This window comes from Patescibacteria group bacterium (assembly GCA_035288465.1).
In the GTDB taxonomy this organism is placed as follows: Bacteria; Patescibacteriota; UBA1384; order DATEAH01; family DATEAH01; genus DATEAH01.
In genome coordinates, this window is record DATEAH010000005.1 from 89,746 (window position 1) to 109,258 (window position 19,513).

The 19,513-nt window shown below is 38.0% G+C and carries 23 protein-coding genes and 3 tRNA genes; 5 read left to right on the forward strand and 21 right to left on the reverse strand.

Translation table 11 applies throughout. The features are described from left to right. Positions 1-84: 84 nt before the first annotated feature. From VJJ80_01150 to VJJ80_01165, 4 genes are all read right to left on the reverse strand, one after another. Complete coding sequence (locus tag VJJ80_01150; GenBank protein HLC38723.1) at positions 85-513, reverse strand: hypothetical protein; 429 nt, start codon at positions 511-513, stop codon at positions 85-87. A gap of 82 nt (positions 514-595) precedes the next feature. Continuing rightward, complete coding sequence (locus tag VJJ80_01155; protein HLC38724.1) at positions 596-1,642, reverse strand: hypothetical protein; 1,047 nt, start codon at positions 1,640-1,642, stop codon at positions 596-598. Positions 1,643-1,688: 46 nt separating this feature from the next. Then, positions 1,689-2,060, reverse strand: a complete 372-nt coding sequence (locus VJJ80_01160) for a hypothetical protein (protein ID HLC38725.1) — start codon at positions 2,058-2,060, stop codon at positions 1,689-1,691. A gap of 14 nt (positions 2,061-2,074) precedes the next feature. Further along, positions 2,075-2,605, reverse strand: a complete 531-nt coding sequence (locus tag VJJ80_01165; GenBank protein ID HLC38726.1) for a hypothetical protein — start codon at positions 2,603-2,605, stop codon at positions 2,075-2,077. A gap of 303 nt (positions 2,606-2,908) precedes the next feature. Between VJJ80_01165 and VJJ80_01170 the strand changes: the two genes are divergently transcribed. Together VJJ80_01170 and VJJ80_01175 are read left to right on the forward strand one after the other, a co-directional pair. Continuing rightward, positions 2,909-2,981, forward strand: a tRNA-Arg gene (locus tag VJJ80_01170). 3 nt (positions 2,982-2,984) lie between these two features. Then, positions 2,985-3,056 (forward strand) — tRNA-Lys (locus VJJ80_01175). A gap of 271 nt (positions 3,057-3,327) precedes the next feature. On the opposite strand, the gene VJJ80_01180 is transcribed toward VJJ80_01175, so the two are convergent. Together VJJ80_01180 and VJJ80_01185 are read right to left on the reverse strand one after the other, a co-directional pair. Next, positions 3,328-3,588 carry a DUF5676 family membrane protein gene (locus tag VJJ80_01180; GenBank protein ID HLC38727.1) on the reverse strand — a complete coding sequence of 87 codons (261 nt, stop codon included), beginning with the start codon at positions 3,586-3,588 and terminating at the stop codon, positions 3,328-3,330. A gap of 41 nt (positions 3,589-3,629) precedes the next feature. Continuing rightward, positions 3,630-4,010, reverse strand: coding sequence for a hypothetical protein (locus VJJ80_01185; GenBank protein ID HLC38728.1), 381 nt, complete (start codon positions 4,008-4,010; stop codon positions 3,630-3,632). 115 nt (positions 4,011-4,125) lie between these two features. On the opposite strand from VJJ80_01185, the gene VJJ80_01190 reads away from it, so the two are divergent. Together VJJ80_01190 and VJJ80_01195 are read left to right on the forward strand one after the other, a co-directional pair. Beyond that, positions 4,126-4,929 (forward strand): SDR family NAD(P)-dependent oxidoreductase, encoded by an 804-nt coding sequence (locus VJJ80_01190; GenBank protein ID HLC38729.1) that lies wholly within the window; start codon positions 4,126-4,128, stop codon positions 4,927-4,929. A gap of 187 nt (positions 4,930-5,116) precedes the next feature. Further along, positions 5,117-5,199, forward strand: a tRNA-Leu gene (locus tag VJJ80_01195). Between the two features lie 182 nt (positions 5,200-5,381). On the opposite strand, the gene VJJ80_01200 is transcribed toward VJJ80_01195, so the two are convergent. From VJJ80_01200 to VJJ80_01220, 5 genes are all read right to left on the reverse strand, one after another. Beyond that, the gene (locus VJJ80_01200) at positions 5,382-6,257 is read right to left on the reverse strand and encodes a sugar nucleotide-binding protein (GenBank protein ID HLC38730.1); all 876 of its coding nucleotides are present in this window, start codon (positions 6,255-6,257) and stop codon (positions 5,382-5,384) included. Next, on the reverse strand, positions 6,254-6,769 hold the full coding sequence (locus VJJ80_01205; protein ID HLC38731.1) for a hypothetical protein: 516 nt from the start codon (positions 6,767-6,769) through the stop codon (positions 6,254-6,256). The genes VJJ80_01200 and VJJ80_01205 overlap by 4 nt, the downstream gene beginning before the upstream one ends. A 277-nt stretch (positions 6,770-7,046) precedes the next feature. After that, positions 7,047-8,141: a hypothetical protein gene (locus VJJ80_01210; GenBank protein ID HLC38732.1), complete on the reverse strand. Its 1,095-nt coding sequence runs from the start codon at positions 8,139-8,141 to the stop codon at positions 7,047-7,049. Positions 8,142-8,239: 98 nt separating this feature from the next. Next, positions 8,240-8,668 (reverse strand): hypothetical protein, encoded by a 429-nt coding sequence (locus tag VJJ80_01215; protein HLC38733.1) that lies wholly within the window; start codon positions 8,666-8,668, stop codon positions 8,240-8,242. Positions 8,669-8,817: 149 nt separating this feature from the next. Continuing rightward, positions 8,818-9,915, reverse strand: coding sequence for a hypothetical protein (locus VJJ80_01220; protein ID HLC38734.1), 1,098 nt, complete (start codon positions 9,913-9,915; stop codon positions 8,818-8,820). Between the two features lie 192 nt (positions 9,916-10,107). Between VJJ80_01220 and VJJ80_01225 the strand changes: the two genes are divergently transcribed. Further along, a complete protein-coding gene (locus VJJ80_01225; GenBank protein ID HLC38735.1) occupies positions 10,108-10,512 on the forward strand; it encodes a response regulator in 405 nt (134 codons plus the stop codon). A gap of 16 nt (positions 10,513-10,528) precedes the next feature. On the opposite strand, the gene VJJ80_01230 is transcribed toward VJJ80_01225, so the two are convergent. The 10 genes from VJJ80_01230 to VJJ80_01275 form a co-directional block, all read right to left on the reverse strand. Continuing rightward, positions 10,529-12,094 carry an ATP-binding protein gene (locus VJJ80_01230; GenBank protein ID HLC38736.1) on the reverse strand — a complete coding sequence of 522 codons (1,566 nt, stop codon included), beginning with the start codon at positions 12,092-12,094 and terminating at the stop codon, positions 10,529-10,531. 54 nt (positions 12,095-12,148) lie between these two features. Continuing rightward, positions 12,149-12,589: a prepilin-type N-terminal cleavage/methylation domain-containing protein gene (locus VJJ80_01235; GenBank protein ID HLC38737.1), complete on the reverse strand. Its 441-nt coding sequence runs from the start codon at positions 12,587-12,589 to the stop codon at positions 12,149-12,151. Between the two features lie 44 nt (positions 12,590-12,633). Then, complete coding sequence (locus VJJ80_01240; protein HLC38738.1) at positions 12,634-13,041, reverse strand: hypothetical protein; 408 nt, start codon at positions 13,039-13,041, stop codon at positions 12,634-12,636. A gap of 12 nt (positions 13,042-13,053) precedes the next feature. Next, positions 13,054-13,590, reverse strand: coding sequence for a hypothetical protein (locus VJJ80_01245; protein HLC38739.1), 537 nt, complete (start codon positions 13,588-13,590; stop codon positions 13,054-13,056). A 26-nt stretch (positions 13,591-13,616) separates the two neighbouring features. Continuing rightward, positions 13,617-15,410, reverse strand: a complete 1,794-nt coding sequence (locus tag VJJ80_01250) for a hypothetical protein (GenBank protein HLC38740.1) — start codon at positions 15,408-15,410, stop codon at positions 13,617-13,619. A gap of 2 nt (positions 15,411-15,412) precedes the next feature. Beyond that, on the reverse strand, positions 15,413-15,871 hold the full coding sequence (locus VJJ80_01255; GenBank protein ID HLC38741.1) for a type II secretion system protein: 459 nt from the start codon (positions 15,869-15,871) through the stop codon (positions 15,413-15,415). Between the two features lie 32 nt (positions 15,872-15,903). Then, positions 15,904-17,010: a type II secretion system F family protein gene (locus VJJ80_01260; protein ID HLC38742.1), complete on the reverse strand. Its 1,107-nt coding sequence runs from the start codon at positions 17,008-17,010 to the stop codon at positions 15,904-15,906. 6 nt (positions 17,011-17,016) lie between these two features. Next, the gene (locus VJJ80_01265; GenBank protein HLC38743.1) at positions 17,017-18,663 is read right to left on the reverse strand and encodes an ATPase, T2SS/T4P/T4SS family; all 1,647 of its coding nucleotides are present in this window, start codon (positions 18,661-18,663) and stop codon (positions 17,017-17,019) included. A 33-nt stretch (positions 18,664-18,696) separates the two neighbouring features. After that, on the reverse strand, positions 18,697-19,080 hold the full coding sequence (locus VJJ80_01270; protein HLC38744.1) for a response regulator: 384 nt from the start codon (positions 19,078-19,080) through the stop codon (positions 18,697-18,699). A 95-nt stretch (positions 19,081-19,175) separates the two neighbouring features. After that, positions 19,176-19,493: a PEP-utilizing enzyme gene (locus VJJ80_01275; protein ID HLC38745.1), complete on the reverse strand. Its 318-nt coding sequence runs from the start codon at positions 19,491-19,493 to the stop codon at positions 19,176-19,178. Between the last annotated feature and the right edge of the window lie 20 nt (positions 19,494-19,513).

A 19,513-nucleotide genomic window follows, 5' to 3' on the forward strand; every position in this document is an offset into this window, starting at 1 on the left:
TACCAAATTCTGAGGACAAAAAAAGCCCCGTACCTTGGGAAAAGCACGGGGTCAACCGCAAACGAGAAATATTGAAATAATTAATTAATGTTGACGAGTGGCTCGATGCTGACCTTTTTGATATTGCGTATAATCATAAAGGGCTTCAAAGAATTGTTGAAGTTTGTCAAAATCTTGAACTATAATAACCTGATTGGTTATAATGCTTGAACATAACCCTCTTAACATTTTCATTTCTTCCCGAAACGCATCCTGTCCAGAAAAAGTCTCAACACCATCACTTGCCTGCAAGTCATCCCGGGCACCTTTAGCCAATAAATAATTTGGCTCATTCTTAAAATGCCGAGTATGAATCCTTAGGGTTTCAATATCTTCAATCTCTTGAACAACAGAATTTAGAAATTCTTGAGCTCTGCCAATTGCCCAAAGAGTTTTTTGATCACGGTTGCCCCTTTCAATATTAACTAAGGCAGTTTTCACCCTAATTGTTAACAATGCCGTAATGGAAATCATCTCTCTATTAACAAGTTGGTCAGTCGCCAATCAGATCACCCCTTTTCTTGATGTAGATTTGAATAACAATCTTTGTCCAAAATTAATCGTCCCATTCGGGAGGATAAGGAAAAGTGTCTAAATCGTAACCGACCTCCACCAAATCACGATCAATAGCTCTTTTAATACCGGTTTTGGCTTCAAAATCTAATTGGGCAGCCAGGCGCCGGTGAATGGCTGGCCAATCCTCTCTTGGCAAATACTTCTCGGTTGACCAAGCAAAGTCAGTCCAAGGATTATCTCGCATCCGCTTTAAATATCCTGCTAAATCTAAGGTTTCGAAATAGGCGCCATAAAGATGCAAGCTAGTTGAAAGTCCATTCATCTCGCCCGGTACAATTTGAATTCCCAAGGCATTCGTGAGCCTAATTGCCCATAACCTTTGGTATTCCGACAAAGCATACATATTCATAGGCCAGCCATTGAAAAGATCATGGGACCGAAATATTATGACCCAAACTAGATTATAGGTTTCTTCTTCACAATTCGGATCCTGCAAAAGCCGGAATTGGATCATTTGCAGACAGGGGGCATCTTCAGAAAAGTTATCAATTTGTGGAATCCAAGTATGCAGCATGTAGTCGCGACCAAAACGATGTTTTGACATCCAGTCTTTTTGCATTTTCTCAATCATTAACTTGTCTTGCGATTCAAAATATGTCGTGGCCGGTAAAACAACTTGTACCTCTCTTTCTAAGCGCTGATGGTAAGAATAATCCCAATAAGCTTCCTTTTCATCCTCTTCGGTTCTAATGGTAATATCTTTCACCCAGCCATCATGAACTCCAAAACAAACCTCATCTCGATAAACTAACAAACCCTCGGGGGCATCACAACAACCAAAGCTATGCAATCTCGGTTCATTAAGCGGCTTTCGGATTGTGTAACCCATGCACGCATCAAATCCGAGCGGAAAGCCTTCTTGATGTTTGGGGGTCCGTTCCCTTGATCCCAAAAACCAGCAAGCTAAACAAAGTTTGTGCCAGACTTCAGGGACATAATCTCCAACAATACCGATGAACGGGAGCGTACCTTGTTGTGGTAATTGTGTTAAGTCTTCGATAAGAGCGCGTTCTTGCTGATTCGCCATTACTGATCGACCTCCTCGGGTTTTGCGCGGAGTTATAGATGGGATTTCAACGGCAGTACGGGCTATCGCGCCAACCGGCTTCAATATTCTGAATTTCTGATTTAATATCCTCAACCACATCCATTCCACTGGCTTGTAATGCAGCTACCATTTCTCTGGTAAAAAACACGCAATCTATTTTCCCATTAACTAATGCCTGATAACTCGTTTCTGTTTCTCGAGGTGGTTTGGGAATAGGACTGACAACAAAAAATATATTTGCCCGCTCTGCTGGCCGCAGCCCAAACATTAAACCTAATTCTTGGATTTGACTAATTTCTACCGGAGTTAATAGCTCTTGAGCCGCCTCATCGATAACTAACATTTCTCTGACTTCAAGTTGGTAAGGAAAAAATTCAGGTGAATCTTTAGTTGCCATGGGTACCGACCTCCTTAAATAACCTTGCGGGTTGTTTTGGTTTCATAATTATATTGTTCGACGGCAATATTTGATTCCATCGCCAGTTGGATCGCAAGCTCAAAATCGGTTTTTTCTTCTCCTTTTTCAGCCTCATCAACTCTTTTAACCCGAGCATATTCTTGGGCAAATACAATCCTTTTTACCCCATAAGCGGCTTGCCTTTTCATGCATTGAGTGCAACATAATCTCGAAATATACAAAGTGCTACCATCAAATTCACTTCGCGAACGAGAAAGCGTGGCGTTGTCTTCAGCGTGCAAACCCCTACAAGCGTTTCCATGCTTTTTTGCACAACCAACATGAGGATTATTACAATGCGGATGATCAGGCAATGGTCCATTATAGCCGGTATCAATAATATGATGATTGGGATTGGCATAAACGCAGGCGACCCGATTATTAATACAGACTGGTCTTTTTGCAAATATAGCCACAATATCCATAAAGGTTTCGTCCCAAGACGGACGTTCGGGTTCGAAAATATCTTCTTGGTCTTTGTCCACTCGACTCACCTCCCGGAGAGTAACCAGCCAAATAAAATCGTTTCAGCTACAACAGCAATTACAACCGCGCCAACTATAATTAATATCCCCACCAACCCCATGACAAGTTTGTTCAGCCCTCGAACCATCATTCGCTCATCTCCTTGTTAAGGAACTCACTTATAAAAAATAGAGTTTAAGCCCATTTGAATTTGGGTAAACCCTCCTTAATTTTTATCTTACATTTTCAGTAATTAATTGCAAGTGGATAAATTTATTTCACCTCTGTATTTTGACCATAAAATTTGCTATAATCATAGCTAAGCCCCTGTAGCTCAATGGATAGAGCGCTTCGCTTCGGACGAAGAGGTTGCGGGTTCGACTCCTGCCAGGGGCGAGTGGGCCTGTAGCTCAGTGGTAGAGCATCTGCCTCTTAAGCAGAGTGTCGAGGGTTCGATCCCCTCCAGGCCCTTTTCCGGAAAGAAAACTCTTTTGAGGTTTTTTTCGGAAAATGGCTTGTGGTGGTAAGAACCCACAGGCGATAAATAAACAATTGAGTAAAAAGTTGATATTTTAGCAAAGACTTAATATAAATCAAAATGTTGTTGCATCGGGACGGGGTTTACCCCTTCGATCCCCTCCAGGCCCTATAATCAAAAGCGCTCTTTTTGAGAGGTTTGCGATTATTGCTTGGAAGATGCGAGAAGCCGTTAGCGGCAAGGTAAAAACCAAAAATAAGGTAGTTATTTAACAACAACCTTGTAGATTTTAACGAAGACCCAAGTAGCAATATAACCGGCAATAAAAGCGGAAACCAGTCCGAGAAGCAGTTTACCAAACGACATGGTGGTCGTATCCCAAATAATACTTAGATTGACTCCGTGAAACCATGTTTGAAAGATAGACCGGCTAATGTCGGGCAACAACCAAACTAATAAGCCGCAAAAAAGCGAGACCAAGGTTAAAAATGTTGCCACCGCCAAAGGCGTTTTCTTGGTGTCCATAAACCCTCCCACTAATTAATTTATTTTTTAGCTAATTTTATTTAAATTAGTTTACCCAAGACAACGATAGCAAAAAGAACTATCGCGTTGATTATTGTCAAAACGGTTAAATTCGGAGTGGGTACCTTTTTTATTTTTCGGTCAATTATTAAAACCGCGATTATCCCATCAAGAACAAAAAGTCCCATTTTTATCCAGAACAGAATATTACCCTTAAGTTCTTCCGCTTCCTGAAAATAAAGCACCAACCCGGTTGCCAAGAGCCAACCGGCGGCAATTGTACCTGTCAATCGCATCATCTGAAAAATTTTGAGCCGTTCCTGACTTACTCCCTCCTTGATATTAAGTAAAACAGAAAAAACAACAACACCGATAATTACTCCGGCACCAACGATGTGCAGGATAAGAAACAATGCGTGCATATTACCTCTTTGTTTAATTATATCAAAATCCGAGGTAAGGTTCAAACGAGCATATTAAACCTGAGGTTTTTTGTGGTATTATTAAGATATAATCATATATTAAAAAAGGAGAAATGTGGAGACAAAATTGACTCCGTTTGATAAATTGCTTGATTTGACCGGCAAAACAGCGATTGTTACCGGCGGAGCGATGGGAATAGGTTTAGGAATCACCGCGCGTTTGGCTGAGGCAGGAGCCTCTGTTTTAATTGCGGATTTGGACGAAAACGCCGCTAATAAAAGTGCTCAGGGCTTAAGCACACAAGGATTCAAAGTTAGGGTAGTTAAAACCGATGTTTCGAACGAAACCGAGGTTAACAAAATGGTTCAAACTGCTGTTCAGGATTTTGGTGGTCTCGATATTATCATCAACAATGCCGGCATTTACCCCCAGATGCCGCTTGCCAAAATGACTAAGGAAGATTTCGATCGAGTTGTTGCCGTTAATTTGCGCGGAGTTTTTTTATGCACGGAAGCAGCCTCAAAACAGATGATTTCCCAAGGCCGGGGCGGTAAAATTATTAACATTACTTCAATAGATGCTTTACATCCGTCGATGGTTGGTCTTGCCCATTACGACGCTTCCAAGCATGGTGTCTGGGGCTTTACTAAAAATGCGGCCCTTGAACTTTCTCAACATAAAATTTGGGTTAACGCCATCGCACCGGGCGGTATTACAACCCCCGGGGTTTCTAAAATGCCGCCAGCGCCAGGCGTTGATATGAAAAAATTTATGGCGGCTTTTCTGGCGAAAATCCCGATGCACCGCATGGGAGACCCTGACGACATCGGCAAAGTTGCTTTGTTTTTGGCTTCGGACATGTCCTCGTATCTGACTGGCGAGCAAATCGTGGTTGACGGCGGCGTGTTATTAAGTTGATTTTAGTAAAATGATAAATATATTAATCGCAAAAGGGGGAATATCCGATTGTATGAATGCCCGAATGTCCCTGATTGAAAATACTATCCAAGCCAAAAATCTCTGATTTTTGAAAAAGAGCGACACCAAATCGGAATAAAATTAATTCTTTGAATTAATTTATTGATAACGGAGATTACCGCGATGTGCCCGCGTGGCGAAATGGCAGACGCGCTAGGTTTAGGACCTAGTGAGCGAAAGCTCATGGGGGTTCAAGTCCCTCCGCGGGCAGAGACCAAAAATCCTCCAAATTAGGAGGATTTTTTAATATTACCCTATAAAATTTTCTATCGTAACGATTAGAGGGCGGGATTGTGGGGATCGACCCCACAAAAAAAGGCGAAAACCTACTGACAATTCAAATAGGCTTTCGCCAAAAATAACAAATGAAAATAAATCAAATAAACTCAAAGTTACGAACGAATAAAGTTCCGGCTAATTTCTTGCCACAAGCTAATATCCAAAGAAGTATCTTTGGGCAATCTAACCGGAATATCGGCTCGTGTAATCGGTTTGACATCAAGGTTGGTTTTTTGAGCTAATTCAAAAACTGATTTTCTTTCTTGAGCAATATGGATAATTGAGGGTCGACCAGATTCATACAAGTAATCTCTTACAAACTCATAATCATCAACTGCCAAAGCAATTTCTGGGCCAATTTGATCAACATAGCCTGCCGAAGTCCACATATCTGTTGGTGCTTGAGGATGTTCAAAGGGAACCGGCTTGAATGAAGTTCTAATAATCAAATAATTACGTGAGTTGTTGTGATTCGAAAATATCTTTTCGCCCATTAACTTAGTTTCAGCATAATAATTAATAGGATTAGGGCAATCTTTTTCAGAATACAACCCGCGCTTGCCATCATAATCGGACGGATAATCTCGCTCCCCATCAAAAACATAATCGGTAGAAATGTAAACGAAATAACATTCAGCTCCTCGCGCCGCTCTGATTTCGGCAGCTATCCTCGAAAGAATATTCGTACCTCTAACATTAATCTTATGGCAAAGTTCTCGATCTTTTTCAGCACCGGCAACATCTGTAAAAGCAGCTAAATGCAAAACGACATCGGGCCGGAATAGACAAAATACATTTCTCACTTGATCAATATCACAAATATCCATGATTTGAAATTCAGCTGCAGGAAATTCGCCTATGCAATTACTATCAATTTCGACAACATCGGTCAACATTAGTTTGTGACTATCAAGCCGATAAACCAACTTTGAAGCCAAAAGACCGGCTGCGCCAGTAACGAGGATCTTGGACGGTTTTGGGATTCTCATCGGTTCTCGACCTCCAGGAAGGGATATTGGTCATAGGGGATGGGATGTTCGTCGGGCTTTGTTGGATTATATATATGACTGACGTAGTAATTCAAGACGCAAGGTTTGTTGTATAGGGGTGTAAAACCATGATACCAACCGGGTGGGATAACAACAATTCCCGGTTTTAGGTCACCAATATAATATTCAAGATACCAATTAAGCTCTAATAATTCGGATTTGGTACGGCGACCACTACCATCCAATCTGAAAACTACTATTTTAGCGTTTCCATGGCTCACGCGCATACAATCTGTTTGCAACTTGTGAAGGTGCCAGGCCCTCTTAACCCCAAAAGCAGTTTTGCTTTCGTTGGATTGTCCTGAGTTTTTATCAAAATAGATGTTGTTCCGGTCAAGTGGCGCATATACATTATAAATTCCGTAGCCACGATCATCCATCTTAATATCTTCGGGTTGATAATAAAATACCTGCGGTTTTATAATGGTTCGATCCAGAGTAGGATCCAACAACTCAACCATCTCCTTGAGATATGATTCTGGGACTGAAAATATTATATCAGAAAGTTTGATAAAATCAAAGATAAGGCATAAAAATGCCTCTTCTTCTTTATATCTTAAGGTCTAAGATTATTTTTTATCTTTTTTTTGACAGCCACACTGACAGCCCTTGTCACAGGTACAGCATTTACAGCAAATGCCCGGTTCGCAAGAACATTCACAGTCTTTGTCAATTGGCATAGTACATTTTTTACATTTTGCCATTAAGCTTCCTTTCATTATATTAATATTAATTTTTAAAATTTTTGGAAGAGGGGGCGGTTTTTGTGGGTGTAGGAGCAGGGGTAGCTGGGGCGGGCGTGGCAGAAGCTGGCGTGGCAGTTGGACTGATACCTTTTAAGAAAAAAGAAATTATAATCATCACCACACATATTCCAAAAATAATTGCCAACTCAATAATTTTTCGGTTATTAATTTCGTTAAAAATGTTGCGAATTAAGGGATCAATAATTTTGGCGATTAATTTGCTTTCTTTAGTATCAGAAACTGAAGTAAGACTAGGGATAAACCGATAAATTAAATTTGCAGTTGAACTTAAAATTAGCAATAACCCAGAAGGAATCATAATTGGTATTGACAACCAGCGGAAAAAAGATCGCCAAGAAACTCGAGCCATCAACCCAATCACAAATAGAAATAAAATTAACAAAAAACTTAAACTATAGAAAACGATTCGAAAAACTAAATACCATGAACCACCTTTTGCCCAAAATAATGCCGTACCACTCGTGGCAGTGGGCTGAAAGGAATAAGTAAATGAATCATTTAATTTGGAATTTTCGGTTTGAAATTGGCTTATAAATTCAGTTTTTAAATCAGCAAAAGACTTGCCAGAAATTCGGCATTCAAGTCCATTTTCGCTAAAGATATTATAATTTGTAACTTGGGCTTGAGTACATACCGGTAAACTCGGATATTTAGCTTCTAAGCCCTGGAAGAAAAAATCTTCAAAACTTTTAGTCAATTCACTTGAGGCAAGATTAATTTCAAATTTGTCAGTTTTGCCATAAAGCCAAGCATAAGAACTATCAATATTTTTTTCTATTTCAGATTGGAGCAGTTCGGGCTTGATGTCTTTTTTAACAAAATCAATCAGGCGGTCGAATTGCGCCGCTTCTTTTGGATCTTTAGTTTCAACTTTGAGCAACTCTAAAAAGCTGGGGATGGTTTTGGTTAAATTAGTATAAAAATTAGCTTTTCTAAGTTCCTTTTTAACAAAATTGGCATTTAAAAAAGTGGCTTTAAAATTTACCATATAAATTACGACTGAAAAAATTAAAACCACTAAAAATGCTAAAAAAAACCCTAAACACGAGTGGCGCATTGTCCTCCTTTAATTTTTAAAATAGATTCGAGACAATTTTATTATAACTAATATGAAGGGCAAAAAAAAGAGCCCGAAAAGGTAAAAAATGAATTACCCTAACGGGCTGGAGATAGGTTTGGAATCTCATTAAAATTAAAATCTTCGGGAAGATCTTCAGCAAGAACAGGCTCACCATTTGCATCGAGAATGATTTGGCTGGCAAGATGATATTTTTCTTCGATTTTCCGGCGAATTGAAACGAGTTGTCCGGGAGTGAGTTTTTCGATAATTTCGAGGGGATATAGATGTTGAACTGGAACTAAACCAAAGTGATTCATAATCACTTTCCATGATTCATGGTCTAAACCTTCACGAATAACATCCCATGGTCTTGAACCACCAACGTCATGGGATCCACTCCATTGTTTCCCCTGATGTCCAAAATCAACGGCAAATCTTTCCATTTTGGAGGTAAATTTATCTGGTTGTTCATATTCGATTGAAAAACAACCAATAGTAACCCGGCGCTCAACCGATGCTACCAAGTTGCTGACTCCTTTCCGAAAATACCGTTTGGTTGGGATTCGCGACTTATTAAATTTTACCTCGAAACTTAAAAAAAGTAAATAAAAAAAGCCCGTTAGGAGTCAAAAGCACAGGGTTTTCCCCTAACGGGTTTTTAAAATCGCGAAAATTATGATGGCTGATAATTTGTGGTCCAAGAAATATTACCGTACCAACCACCATTTTCCGTGGCTTTCATTTGTTCATAGCTCGATTCATGCAAGCGATAAATATAAATTCCTGAAGGGGCGAGCATTGCCAAATCTCGAGGGTTGGTCTTTGGACACCAACACACATCAGTAATTCTTTCATTAACCTTTATGATTTGGTTTTCAAGCCAGGTGTCACAATTCACCAGATATAATTTGCGAGGATTGGCAATAATTCGATTCCCAAAATACATTACTACTTTTGCATCAGGCGAAAGATAAATTCGGTCAATATCACCATTATTAATCACTAAGTGTGGCTGAGCTGGTGCGGATTGAGCATTAACTACAAAAGCGCCAATATTATTAACCTTAAAGAGAAGCTGTTCGCCACTTGGAAGCCATTGCAGACATAATGGTTCAAATTCAATGAAACTGTCTCCCTGACAAATCAGGCGAGGATCAGCACCGTTAGCCCCAATGATCATAATCTGGTAATGGTTTTCCGAGGTCCAACGTACAAAAGCGATTTGGGTAGCATCCGGAGAAAAGACTGGAAATTGATCAGTGCAGTTTTCATCAGATTGATAAAATCGTTCAGTTTCAGAACTGAGTCGATATCGATAAAGACCATCATTTTCTACTCCATAAATTAGCAAATCTTCCTTAGGTGACCAAGATCCCGGAGTCGCATTATAAAAAACGACTTGATCTTGACCATGATCGTCTACCACCGCCAAATAGTGAAAATCGTCGCCGACTCGACACATATAGGACAAAAGCTTGGATGATGGCGACCAGGACATAAAGGCTTCTGGAGCAACATTGCTCATCACTAATCCTAACCAAGGTTCACCACTAGCTTTGTAAAGCATCATGGAGGTTGAGGCAAAATTTGAGGAAGATACATTATAAGCTATAAATCCAACAGGCAAAGGCTTGAGCTTTGGTCCCAAATAGTGAGGATCATTATTTGAATCATTAGTGACACTACCACAGCCTATTAACATAAAGCCCAGAAACAAGAAAATCACCAACCAAAGCACAAATCTGAAAATCTTTGCAGTTTGCAGTTTCATCTCGAGCACCTCCTTGAGGTCTTTTTTCAATTTATTAAAGAACGGGAATTCATTATCTAATATTGGGTTAAATATAGTCTTTAATAATCAATTTGTCAAGTTGTTTTGGAAAATAAAAGATCAATAATGGGTTGTTCATAATATTGGTTTGAGATTTTTAAATAATAGTTTATACTGGGTTTAGGAGGAATTATGGAAGAAGCTAAAAAAATCATTTTAATTGTTGAAGACGAGCCTTCTTTGTTAAACGTACTCGAGGAAAAATTTACTAAAGAAGGTTTTGAGGTGATGAGGGCCGCTGATGGCCAAGAAGGCTTGGACAAATTTGGACAAAAAACACCAGACTTGGTTTTACTAGACATTATTATGCCGATTATGAATGGAATTGAGATGTTAACTAAGATGCGCGAAATGCCAAAAGGTAATCAAATTCCCGTGATCTTATTAACCAACCTGACGAGTCCGCCAGAGCCATCTTTTCGAAAAATAATTGGCGAATCGTCAGAATATTTGGTCAAAAGTGACTGGAAACTTGACGACGTTGTTGAAAAAGTTAAAAATAAATTGGCCAAAGATAATTTGCCAACTCAAAAATAATTTCAAAATTCAATTTTTAGGTCAAATTTCTTGTACCCTCTTTTTCTTTCATCCCAGAAAGCGGCAAACTGACATAAAAAGTGGCGCCTTTATTTTGTTTTGATTTAAACCAAGTCTTGCCACCGACCTGATCTAAAATCGCTTTCATCAAATATAAACCTAAGCCGGCACCTTGGGTGCTTCGCTCTTTGATATTATCAGCTCTAAATAATTTATTATAAACATTGGCCTGCTGTTTTTTGGGAATCCCATAACCATTATCAGCCACTCTAATTAAAACATTGGTTTTATCTTCTTTAATAGTAATACTGACTTTCCCTTTATTTGGAGTATATTTAATCGCGTTAGTAATTAAATTTTGCAGAATGACGCGGACAATTTTTTCATCGGCATTAATTTTTGGCAAGCCTTTTTCATATATTTGCTTAATATTTAATTTCTTTTCAGCAATTTTTGGACCTAATTCATCAAGAACTGATTTAGCAATTAAAGGAAAATCTACAGGCACGGGTTTGATGATCAAAGTGCCCATTTCAATTCGTGAAACATTTAACAAACCATTCACCAAAGCGATCATTCTTTCATTGCTGTTATAAATTTCCTGAAGATAATTTTGTTGGTTATCGGTTATTTTGCCCGCATCGCCGGCCATTAATAATTCAGCATACCACTTAACCGAAGAAAGTGGGGTGCGAAGCTGGTGGGACGCTAAAGAGACAAATTCAGTTTTTGCCCGATCGATTTCTCTTTCTTTGGTGACATCTCGCAAAACTACCACACAGCCGGTTACCAAACCTAATTTATTTTTAAGAGGAGCGGCTGATCCCGAAACTGGAATCCGATTTTTGTCTTGACGAATTAAAACTGTCTGATTAGGAGCGTCAATAATTTCACCACTGGTTAATGAATTTTTAATGAATTGGTCGCAAATTGCTTCATCAATTTCATTAATTAATTTAATAATTTCTTGATATTGCTTGCCAATCGCTTGATCGGCGGTGTATCCGGTCACTTTTTCGGCAACCCGGTTAAACATCGTAATTTTTAAATCCCGATCAAGCGTAAAAACCCCGTCACCAATGCTGTGCAAAATCGCATCGGTTTTTTCTTTTTCTTTGGTAATATAGCTTACCGTATCTTTAAGCTCAACAGTTCTTTCCTTAACTTTTCTTTGCAAATTATTGGTATTTTCTCGCCGTTCGTTGTCTAATTCCTTTAAATCATCAATCATTAAATTTAGAGTGACAATAAATTCGGTAAATTCATCTTTGATATTAGGTACTTCAATTCGACTGCTAAAATCTCCTCGGATGGCTTTTTCCATTATAGGAATTATTTTTGCCAATCGATTCTGGGCATACTTTTTTTGATTCTCTTTCTCCAGATGTAATTTATCAATCATTGAATTTATTGCTAAAATAAACTCGGAATCTGGATTAGAATTATCAAGTTCGGACAATTTTTCCGAAAAATCACCTTGAGAAATTTTCTTAAGAATTGGTAAAATCGCTTGGATTTGGTTTTGGTGATTTTGGCCAAGATTGTTAGCGGTTTCTTTTTTATTTTTTGAGAACAAAAACATATCAGCCTGTGTTTAACCGGTTAAATTAAATTTGATGGTTTTTATTTTTAATAATTAGCGCGTGACTGAAATCGTAACATTATTTTCCGCATCAGGTGCAGAAATTGTTACCCTCCCATTTGCAGTTTTAACAATTTCGTAGCCGGCGCCATTAGTCGAGACCCCTTGGGGATCGGTAGGAATTGAGGTTAAATAAACTTCATTGGTGGTCAAAACTGACAAATCAATCAAGCCAGTGCAGGTTCCGCCTGATTTGCAAATTTCTGTGTTGACTGCGGTAATTGAAGCTGGTAAATTGCCATTGTTATCCAGAGAATACTGATAAACGGCGTTGAGAACGGTGTTGACGTTCGTCCATCTTTGGGCATTTCTGGAGTCTGCTAATTGTTTGCCAGGATTAATAGCAACAATGACAATTGCCGCTAAAATGGCAATAATAGCAATCACCAATAAAATCTCCAAAAGAGTGAAGCCTTTTTTTGAAAACTGATACATTGATACCTCCTTGTTATATTTTAATTTTATTATAACATATTTGTTTAAAAATTTGCTACCTCCAGCCATGAGGTAAGATGAATTTGTGGAGAAATGGTATCAAGAGTAACTCGGACTTTTTTTATAACTGACTTAACCGTACCAGTCGCGGTCACGGTTCGATTTTGACCAGATTGTATGGTGACAGTATAATTACACGTTCCCGGGCCTAAAATTAAACTACCAGAGCCTTCATACGAAGTGGCGTCTCTAATTTTTTGTAAACCTTCCTCAGCACAGGCGTTGGCTAATGATTTGGCCTGACCAGATTGCTCTTTGGAAAAACTAGTCCTTGAGCTTCCTAAGCCGAGCAAAATTAAGGAAATTGCCACCGATAAACTCACGGCGCCGGCAATTAAAACACTAATTAGGGTGATATAGCCTGAAAATTTTACTTTACAATTAGATTTCATTTAATCCCCATTTTATCTTAAACTGGCGCTGGTATAAAAAGTTTTATGATAATCATATTCATTTCTCGAATTATTATTAACATAACTAATAGTCATTTGAATTCTAATAATGTCTTTAGTGCCGGTTCTGGTAAGATTTTGAAAGGTTAAATTTGAAATTGTAATTCGTGATGATATTAAGGAAACTGGCGCTAAGTTTCCCTCTTTAATCCTCAAAATTCCCGAAGATTGATCAAAAATTGTGGGACTTTTGCTAACATCTGGCACATTTAAAGATAAGGTGGGAGACGAAATCCCTTGGTTGGGAGAATTAATTCCGGCTGAGTTGCGAATAGTTTGGGAAATAATTTGCATTGCTTGCGAACCTTGCTCTTCGACCTCAGCCATGGTTTGATTTTTGATTCGAGATTCTAAGGTTAAAGAAATAAAGATTGAAATAGCCAAAAGTAATAGAGAAGCTAAACTCGTATAAAGTAATAATTCAATCATGGTAAAACCAGCCTTAAAGCTTGTTTTTGGGGCAGATTTTAGAGATTGATTATTTTTCATTAATTTAGACTCCTAAAACTTACTCGTTAAAAAATACTCCAAGCAAAATCATACCAAAAATCTAAAACTGCGGAACCATTGGTGCCGTGTTGGCTAAATGCATCGCCTGCAGGTGCGGCATAAAAAGCATTATTAGCGCCATCCCAAACCAATGAATATAAATCTAAATTAGAATCTGCTAACAAAACCATAATATCATCGGTATCAGTTTCTGAAATCATTCGCACACTTGAGACATCACCCAAAGAATATGGCGCCGTATTGATCGCGGTTGAGGTTAAATCCCAAGTATTTGTGGCGGGATTATAAGTTTTAAATTTAGGGGCATAATTTCCAGATAACTCAGAAAAAACTATTAATGCTAAGCTGGCGCTAACCGGTTCAAAACCAGGTTGATAATTTCGGGAAATTCTAAGATCTGCTGAGGTGGTGATTCGACCATTAGTGGTAGCGGTTAATAAAGGGGTATAATTAGCCCGGTAACAATTAATTTGAACATTTCGTGTCGTAGAATCTTTGTCGCAGGCGAGAAAATAATCTGCTCCGGGTTGACCAATAATTGAAACTGGTCCGACGGCACCAGGTTGTGTTGGGCTAACTGCCGCAGTTGCCCAGCCTCCCCCACCACTTCCATTGGCGGTAAAAACATTAACACTTAATCGTTTATTAGAGGAGTTGCTGGTATAAACTAAACCACCTTTAGTGTTATTATTTGGGCTCCAATCAAAATCAACAACCCGGTTGGAATTCAAATTTGATCGACTAGGATGGGTAGTAAAAAGGGTCCAACTATCTTGAACATAGCTTGAACCATTAAAATATTGAGTGGTAATAATTTTCGCTTGGTCATAAATTGCCAACATCACTTCGTTTGAACTTGGTCGATTCTTCAAAACAATATAATTAGGCCTCGCCGTCGCCGCACCAATTAATTGACAGGAAATACTTGAAGCTGACCAGGAAATCCCATTCCAAATCTTGAACTTGGGAATATTAGTATTATCAGTATATACCACCATAAAATCACCGTTTGACAAATATGCACCATCAAAATTCTGGACGTCCAAAAAGGTGTTTGCAGACCAGCTTGATAAAAGATTTACATTTCCCCAACCAGTCCCATTAAAAACCTGAGCGTAAATAAATTGAGTGGTACTATTAAAGTGACGAGAAACTAAAATTTTCTCATTTCTGGTCGCCGAGGCAAAAATTCGAGCGGCTCGCAAAGCCTTATTAGCAGTTGCCAAATCAATATCAGCAGCCGCGGTCGCAGCCCCCCAAATACCAGAATTAGCATCAAAAGTTTTATACATAATTGTATCTGCAGTTGTACCACCATCTCCATAAACCAAAAAACCGCCTTTTTTGTTTTGTATCGTTTTTTGCCAATTAGTCAGATAGGTTACCAAAGAAATGGTACCTGGACGCTGCAAATTTTGCGGCCAGGTGACAGTTGAGGTGATCTGCTTTCGATTGACATCAACGGTTGAGATGGCGATTTGACGAGTAAAAATATCTGTCACATCTTGAGTTCCAGAAAAAGTCCAAACATTTGCCGAGATTGCCAAACCATGATTTCCATCAGTTAAATTTGTAAAATTGGCATTTCTAATGTTTCTTGTCGCTTCCAAGCCTTCTTCGGCTAAATCTGCGGCACGTGCTTTTTGGCCCGCGATCATGGTAGTTTGTTTACCGTAAATAATCGTCCCGACAAGAGTGGCGGTGATTAGTGAAAATAAGGCGGCTGACAATAAAGCTTCAATTAGCGAAAAACCAGTTGAAGATTGTTTGTTATAAATTAGGAAAAATAATTTAGTCATTTTTAATAACTTACCATGCCTTTTTCGTTTAATATAATCGTTCTCGTATTATTAGAGGTGGACAAAATAATATTACCAATATTGATTGGAAAGCCGGTTAATTTATCAAAAACTACTTCGGTGGCATTTCCTGAACAGCTGATGGTCGAGGGCAATTCAAAAACTTCATCAAAACTGCTCTCGCGTCCAAGGTAATTGTTACCTTTAAAAAGCACCAAACTTCCAATTTGCGCTTTAAATCCCCAGCTTGAATCACCTTCGCCAGATCTAGATAAAGCTTGGGCACGACGCAAGGTTTGGGCGGTGATTTCAGCGGCAATATCCAAATCATTTTTTACCTGAAAAGATTGAAAAATGGGAGCTGTTAAACCAACCATAACGGCAAAAACCGAAATGGCTAATAAAACTTCCAAAAGAGTAAAACCCAAGCGATTTTTAGTTTTTCGATGATCTCTTTTCATAAATCTATCAGCTTCTATTATTAGTTCATTATTTATTTGTTCATGCCGCCGATTAAACTATAAATTGGCATAATTACCGATAAAGCAATTAATAAAACTACCACCCAAACGATAATGAGCAGCACTGGCTCTAAAATAATGGCTAAATTTTTGGTGGTAAGATTAATTTTTTCTTCATAAATTTTACCAATTTTTAACAAAACATCTGATAAATTTCCGGACTGTTCTCCGGCGACAATCATTTGCTGTAAAGGGTTTGATATTAAATTATTAATCTTGGGAAGATTGGCAAAAGTTTTTTTAAAAGAATTGCCTTCAGCAATACTAACTTCAAAATACCCATAAAGTTTTTTAAAAGCCCGAAAAGTCGCCACCCCCTTCAAAGAACTCAAAGCATCACTTATCGGTAAACCTGCCTCTAATAAATTTCCCAAGATATAACCAAACCGAGAAATTTCAATTTCTAAAATTAATCTTTTGGTGCCAGGCAATCTAAATAATAACCCTTGACCTAAATGTTTGGTTTTGGAATTAAAAAATAAAAAATAGACTAAAAAAATTGTAAATAGTAAAAAAAATGGGACAACATAAATACCATATTGACCTAAAAATTCGCCTAGCGCAATTAAAGCCCTAGTGGTGATTGGCAAATCAATTCTTAATTGTTTAAAAACCGAGGCTAATTTTGGTAAAATAAACCAAGCGATCCCGGTTCCAACTACTAACGCCATAAGTAATATCAAGATTGGGTACATGGTCGCGGAATAAATTTGTGATTTGAAAATTCGATCTTTGCGACGTTCCTCGACAATCATTTTTAAATTTTCAGCTAAACGACCAGATTGTTCACCAACCCGCACCAAAGAAATAATATAGTCTGGAAATATTTTTAATTTAGCTAAGGCCCGCCAAAGTGCGGAACCGGAATTTATTTCTTCTTCAAGGTCAGTCATAATTTTCAACATTTTAGCAGTTTTGGTTTCAGATTTGACCGCTTCAATCGCTTGAATCATGGTCATGCCAGAAGTCAAAAGCATGGCTAAATTTTCAATAAAATAATCTTTTTCTTGACGAAAACCGATATTAAAAGGCGAACGAGAACGTTTTTGTGGAGGTTTTTTGGTAGCAGTTTGATTCATATAATTTTATCCTTCGGGCGAAGCAACCCTGAGCAATTCTTCTAAAGTGGTGAGTCCAAATTTGACTTTTTGAATACCATCTTCAAACATAGATTTGTGCCCCTGAGTTCGAGCTAAGGCTTGAATTTGATTTGAAGAAGGATTTTTCAAAATCAAGCTATTTAATTCGCCAGAGTTTGGGATTAATTCAAAAATTGCCGTTCGTCCCTTAAAGCCGGTTTGGTTACAACTTGCACAACCCTTGCCCTCATAAAGGGTTTGATTCTCTTGAAAATATTTTTCAGCATTTGGAAGAATTTTTTTAAGGCTGGCTAATTTGACATTTTTTGAGTGACGACAACTTGGACAAATCTGGCGTACCAATCTTTGGGCAACCACTAATTCCAAAGTCGAGGCCAAGAGAAATGGCTCAATACCCATATCTAAAAGTCTCGGAATTGCGGTCGAAGCATCATTGGCGTGAAAACTTGAAAGTAATAAGTGTCCTGTTAAAGCGGCATTAACGGCAATTTCGGCAGTTTCACGATCTCTAATTTCGCCAACCAAAATAATATCTGGATCTTGCCTGATAATTGAACGCAAACCTTTCGCAAAAGTTAAATTAGTCCGAGGATTGATTTGAATTTGACTGGTACCGACAATTCGATATTCAACTGGTTCTTCGATAGTGGTAATATTCACTTCAGTGGCATTTAATATTTTGAGCAAAGCATATAAACTGGTAGTCTTACCAGAACCGGTCGGACCAGTGGCTAAAATCATCCCAAAAGGTTTTTTGGCAATTTTTTTTACTAATTCCTGATCAGTCGGAGAAAGTCCTATATCTTCTAAGGTAAAACTCCTCACATATTGGGAAAGTAAACGAATCGCTACGGTTTCTCCATCCAGGGTTGGCACGACCGAAATTCTCATATCAATTATTTCTGATTTATGAATAAGACGCATGGTGCCGTCTTGCGCCGCGTAATGTTCGTCGATTTGCATATTAGAGGAAACTTTGATGCGGTTTAAAATATTTTCATAAATTAATTTAGGTAATCTGCCCGCTTCTCTTAAAACACCGTCAATGCGAAATCTAATAACTGCTTCTTTGCTTTGCGGTTCAAAATGGATATCTGAGGCTCTAAAAATCAAAGCATCTTCAATAATCGCTTGAATGATTTCTGGAGCGATTCTTTTTTCTGAAGCGATAATTTCGCTAAAACGAGTTTTAAGAGGCGCCTTATAGTGGATAAAGGCAGTTTCAATTTCTTCACCAAAAGCATAAGCTAATATAATTTTTTTATCTTTGAAAATTGTCTTTGTTTTCTCATCTAAAATCTGACTTGGATAATCTGTGGCTAAAATAACTTGATCTTCAGTTTCTTTAAACAACAAAAGGTGTAATTTTTTGGCAATTTCTTTGGGTATTCGCAAAACTTGTTCGCGAGTCGGTTGATAATAATTTAAATCCGCAAAAGCGACCTTATATTGCTCAGCGATCGCTTGACCCAGGATAGCTTTACTAATAATACCGGTATTTAATAAATATTCAATCACTGAAACACGATTGAGTTTATGATTTTTTTCAGCTTGCTTGAGATCTTCTTTGGTAATATATTTTTCGCTTAAAAGGATTTCTTTGATCTTTTCTTCAAGAATTCCTAATTTCATTTCCCTCCTTTGAAATTAGAACTGGCGGTATTTTTATTTTTTGAAAAAATCCTGAACGTGTTTAACAATTTCCACAATCGGCACATCAGATTTAATATAATATTCATTTGCGCCTAAATCTTTGGCTTTTTGAATATCTTCTTCTTGACTTAAATTCGAAAGAGCAATAATTGGGGTCTGGTTATGCATCACTTTTAATTTTTCCATCACCTCATATCCATCCATATCAGGCATAATTAAATCTAAAACAATTAAATCAAAATTTTCTTTTTCTAATATTTGCATGGCTTTAATGCCATTATCTACAGACACAATTTTAAAACCCGCATCTGATAATTTTAATTCAAGAGCTCTGGCTAAGGATTTTTCATCATCAGCCACAAGGATTTTTTTATAAATTGCTTTTGGGACAGCCATAAAAGCCTTTCCAAAATGATAAATTCATTTTCAATATTAAAAACTAATCGCCGATTAATAATGGCTAATTATATTTGAATGTTATTTCAAGATTATTATAAAATCTTAATCCAACCGTCAACTGCATTGACTAAAATTTTATCACCACTTCGAATTGCCAGGGTGGCATTTCTGGTGCCAACCAAACAAGGGATATCTTTTTCTTTGGAAATAATCGCCGCATGTGAAGTCAAGCCGCTTTCATCAGTAATAATGGCGCCGGCTTTTTTAAGCGTGGAGGCAATACCAGGATTAATCGAGTGGGCGACAAAAATCTCACCTTTTTTAAAACCTGTTAAATCAGCTTTGGTGCCAATAATTTTTGCAATCCCAGTATATTTGCCTGGATTTGCGACTATTCCCTTAATTGTCATCGCATCCCCTTTGTAATTTG